Origin of the sequence: Streptomyces sp. NPDC002779, from assembly GCF_042888685.1 — a bacterium.
Taxonomy (GTDB): Bacteria; Actinomycetota; Actinomycetes; order Streptomycetales; family Streptomycetaceae; genus Streptomyces.
The window spans coordinates 4,921-8,880 of record NZ_JBIAQC010000050.1; the positions used below are offsets into that span (position 1 = coordinate 4,921).

Annotated in this window: 2 protein-coding genes and 2 pseudogenes; 1 reads left to right on the forward strand and 3 read right to left on the reverse strand. The window is 66.4% G+C overall.

The genetic code is table 11. The features are described 5' to 3' along the window. Positions 1-683: 683 nt before the first annotated feature. Complete coding sequence (locus ACFYW5_RS37390) at positions 684-995, forward strand: hypothetical protein (RefSeq protein WP_389421609.1); 312 nt, start codon at positions 684-686, stop codon at positions 993-995. A gap of 246 nt (positions 996-1,241) precedes the next feature. Here the strand turns inward: ACFYW5_RS37390 and ACFYW5_RS37395 are convergent. The 3 genes and pseudogenes from ACFYW5_RS37395 to ACFYW5_RS37405 form a co-directional block, all read right to left on the reverse strand. Beyond that, positions 1,242-1,727 (reverse strand): annotated as a pseudogene (locus ACFYW5_RS37395) (transposase); the annotation flags it as partial. A gap of 7 nt (positions 1,728-1,734) precedes the next feature. After that, a complete protein-coding gene (locus tag ACFYW5_RS37400) occupies positions 1,735-3,819 on the reverse strand; it encodes an ISAzo13 family transposase (protein ID WP_389421610.1) in 2,085 nt (694 codons plus the stop codon). 55 nt (positions 3,820-3,874) lie between these two features. Further along, positions 3,875-3,960, reverse strand: a pseudogene (locus ACFYW5_RS37405) (transposase); the annotation flags it as partial.

The following is a 3,960-nucleotide window of genomic DNA, read 5'->3' on the forward strand; positions in this document are numbered from 1 at the left end:
CGCGGGCCGCCCGCCCCCCGCGCGGGCCCGCCCCCGGACCCGCCGCCCGGGCGCCCCCCCCCCCCCCCCGCGCGGCGCCCCCCCCCCGGCCCCCGGGGGCCCCCCCCGCGACGAGAGCGGTTCTGTGTGTTCTCCGAGCACGCCGAAACGACGCGCTTCCAGCACGTACATGCATCAGCTTCCCCCCACAGGAAGTCAGACAGAAAGTCAGAACCGGCGACCCATACGGCCACCTCGGCCACACAACCTGCCACGAGAAGCACATGAGCCGACAGGCAGCCCTCACAACATCCGCCCCCTGACGGCGGAATGAGCCCTACCTCTTAAAGGGGCGAACGCGGACACCATGGGGCGATCCGCCCCGCACAAAAGGGAGAATTCCGCGTTCCGTTACTGTTCGCCGTGGCCACTCTGACCGAAATTCTTCGACTGCATCCCAATCAGCGCATCTCGCGCCACTACTGACTACTTTCGGTCCCGTTCAGACCAAGCCGGGATATACCCAAGAGAGCGCTTACCTGCCCTTGAGCACGAAAGCTCACAAGAACCACTTGTCTCAGAGACAGCGCACAGCCGCCACGGCCGCTGGAGGCACACCTTCACTCCATGCACACTTACGCCGTCCTGCATGCCGTGTCCCCCAGCCCGCGGCAACCACCCCTGCTGCAAAGGACCTTCCCCGGATGCGTACGCCCGGCATACGCCTGCCTGCCTACTGCCCCACCCGACGCTGCCGCCACCAGGACCGGCTCACCCGAGCCGTGCAGTGGACCGGCCGCCTGCTGTGCTGGAGCCTCGCCGCTGGCATGACCACCGCCGCCACCAACCTTCTCTTCGCCCCGCAGGCCAGCTGGTGGCCCGCCCTGTGGCCCTTACCCTGGCACGTCACCTGCTTCACCGCGCTCACCTGGGCCACCCTCCGCGCCCGCGAGAAAGCCGCACAACACCCGCCAGACGAAGACGCTCTCCCACACCAGTGGGACCAGGCAGCGTAGAACCCGACACTCCACCCTGGTCCCAGGCATACCGCATGCCCTGTATGACACTCCCCACCAGACATCCGCGCGGACGTCAACGTCCTGGAGATGCCGCAGTTCGGTGCAGGCGGCACCTTGCCATGAGTCAGGTCCGGGCCGCGGTCAGTTCCATGGCCGGGCCAACCACGCTGCCAGAGGTGAGCTACTGTCGCAGATCCAGATAGCAGCGCAGCCGAACAGGTCATGTCCCGCGGGGTGGTGTAGTCACGGCAGCTGTTTCGATTCCGGTTGCGGGGTGATCTGCGGCTCGGGTGAGGTGGGCTGGGTGCTGAAGAGTTCGGCCATGGAGGCTTCGGAAAGGTAGCGGCGGTCGAAGACCTGCCATTCGTCGTGGAGTTCGGCCAGGACCGCAGCGGCGAGCCGGTCCAGGGCGGCGGGGTTGGGGAAAACCTGGACGACGTCGGCCCGTCGTTTGATCTCCCGGTTCAGCCGTTCCAGCGGGTTGGTTGACCAGATCTTCTTCCAGTGCGCCGACGGGAAGTCCGCGAACGCCGTAATGTCCGGTGCGGCATCCAATAACATCTTCTTGACCTGCGGAAACTGCCGTCCGAGCATGTCAGCCACCACATCCAGCTGGGTGCGGACGGCCGAGGCTGTGGTCTGCGCGAAGATAGTACGGATGGTGGCCGCGACCATCTCTCCCGAGCTCTTTTCGATTACTGCGAAGACGTCCCGGACGAAGTGAAGCCGTAAGGATTCAACATGGTGTTTCGCTGTCTTCTGTGACGGATGCGAGTACGTCGGCGGCCGTGGTGAAGCGTCGTTGGGCGAGCGTCGGGACGCACGGGTCTTGTTCGAGGATGGGGCGGACGTCCTCGATGGCGTTGCGGATGGTGCCGCGGCTGACACCGAACAGGTCGGCCAGGGCCTGCTGGTTGCATAGATCTCGCTGGGAAAGGACCGTCGCCAGGATTCGGTCCGCGTCGGTGATCTTTTGGCGGAAGACGCCGCCACGGGTTCCTGGACGCCGGGCGCCGCCGCGCTGGTGATGCCGGCGTTGTTCGAGCGCGGCCTGGTAGGGCACGGTGATCCGGTCGATCAGCGCCTGAAAGTCCGGACGGGACATGCCGGTGAGTAGGGGGTGGGACAGGGTCTGGGAGAGATCCATTCGACTGGTGGTCGCGCCGTTCTCCGCCCAGTCACGCAACTCCGGGGCGGAGGCGAAGTAGTGCGCGGTCTGCGTGACGGTGATCTTCTGTGCGTCCATGAGGGTGCGGGTCTCGCCGATGACCTGGCCGATCGTGACCGGGTTGATGGCGAGCAGGTCGACCAGGACCTTCTGGGAGCAGACTCGGCGCAGGTAGATCACCGTGACAAGGATGCGGTCCGCGTTCGAGAGCAGGGGCTTGCCATGTGCTCCGGGGGCCTGCAAGCGTCGGCCGCCGCGCTGCTGGAACTTGCGCTGCTCGGCCCGGGTGGCCTGCGCGAAAGCCAACTGGGCGCACAGTGCGTCCAGTTCCGATGAGGTCATGCCGCTCAAACGCGGGTCGGCGAGCATCGCAAGAACCTGCGACCTGGCCTGGTCACGATCGCTGGCGTTGATCACGCAGTCGCCGGTGGCGTCGGCCGGAGCGATCGTGTAGTTCCAGGATCCGTGCCGGTCATGGTGCGTGATCGGCAGTGAGCGCACTTGCTCGCGGCTGACGGAGATTCCCACTGGGTAGGTCCCGGTGTCCAACTCGGCGTGAACGCGCAGGCCCGTGCGAGTGCGGGTCGCGGCAATGCTGTTGACCACGACTTCGTGGCTGGTCAGGGGCCTGCCACGCCAGTTCATGGAGATGTGGGAGAACAGCCGGTGCTCGATCTTGTTCCATTTCGAAGTGCCCGGCGGAAAGTGACAGACGCTCACCGTGAGGCCAATCTCGGCGGCGAACGCGGCGAGTTCGGTCTTCCATAACCGGTAGCGGTAGCTGTTGGACCCTCCGCAGTCCGCGGTGATCAGCAACCGGTCGGCATCCGGGTGGTCCAGCCGGCCGCGGGCCCGCCACCAGCGGCGGATCGACTCGACGGCGAACACCGAGGTGTCGTGATCGGTACCGACGTTCACCCAGCCGCTGTCGTGGGCCAGATCGTAGATGCCGAAGGGTATCGCCACCTCGACGTCGGGGCCGATGAAGTAGAAGCTGTGGTCCTCCACCTGCACCGGATCGCCTGCGGGGCGCCATTGCCGCCCGGGGTTCGGCAGCTGTCCTATCTGCTCCTTCTTCTTGGCATCGATGCTGATCACCGGCTGACCGCCGGACTGGTGCTCCTTGACCTGTTCGTTGATGTAGCGGAACTGTGCGTCCCGGTCGGGGTGTTGCTTGCCCTCCAGCGTCTTGGCGCTGGCCTGCAGACTGAAGCCCTGCCTCTTCAGCAGCCGGCCGACGGTCGGGGCGGAGACCGGGTGCCCTTGCCTGGTCAGCTCCTCGGCGAGGTTGCGCAGGGACTTGGTGGTCCAGCGCAGCGGCGACATCGGATCGCCCCGCTCGTCCGGCTCCACCAGCCTGAGCAACGCCGGAACCAGGGACGGATCCTGTTCCTCGGCCGGTTTGCGGCCGCCCCCGGGACGCCGGACGCACCCGTCCCGCAACGGATCCCCACCGGCCTCCAGCTCGAACACACCGTTGCGGACCGTGGTCTCGCTCACCCCGGCCGTCCGCGCCACGGCCCGTACCCCACCGTGTCCGAGCAGGCGTGCCTCCTGAGCCAGTATCAGACGCCGCTGCCGCTCGTTCAGATGCGGCAACAGGACCTGGAACCGCAGCGCGAGCTGGTCCAGAACGTCGTCGGCGAAGCTCATACCAGAGCAACGGGCTTGTCCTATAAAAGCAACGGGTTGTTCCTTGACGGCTTCAGTGGACGCGGCAGCGTTGCCAGGCCGCGCCGAGGAAGACGGTGCGGATCGCGGCTACCAGGCCGCTGTGGCTGTCGGAGATGACCA